The sequence below is a fragment of the Salinarimonas soli genome (assembly GCF_008386575.1).
In the GTDB taxonomy this organism is placed as follows: Bacteria; Pseudomonadota; Alphaproteobacteria; order Rhizobiales; family Beijerinckiaceae; genus Salinarimonas_A; species Salinarimonas_A soli.
Map to the genome: position 1 here is coordinate 1 of NZ_VUOA01000257.1, position 223 is coordinate 223.

Genomic DNA, 223 nt, shown 5'->3' on the forward strand with positions numbered 1-223 from the left:
TTGGTTCCTGTGTTGCAGGAACCGATGACGTCGTCGGTTTCATCCTGACCGTTGGCGTTGATCCGGCGGTTCACGGAGAATTGGTAGAAACCATCGTCTCCACGCTTCAGTGTCACTGGCAGGTGGTTCATCTGCATGCACTCACTGAAGAGCTGAAAGGCCTCGTCGTACTCGTCTGACGTGATGTTGTTGTCTGCCAGAACCAGCTTCTCAAACTCAGAAG

1 protein-coding gene is annotated in these 223 nt (G+C 52.9%); it reads right to left on the reverse strand.

Annotated elements, in window-relative coordinates:
- Positions 1-223 (reverse strand): hypothetical protein (locus F0L46_RS26495; protein WP_188312175.1); only part of this gene is annotated, 223 nt, incomplete at both ends.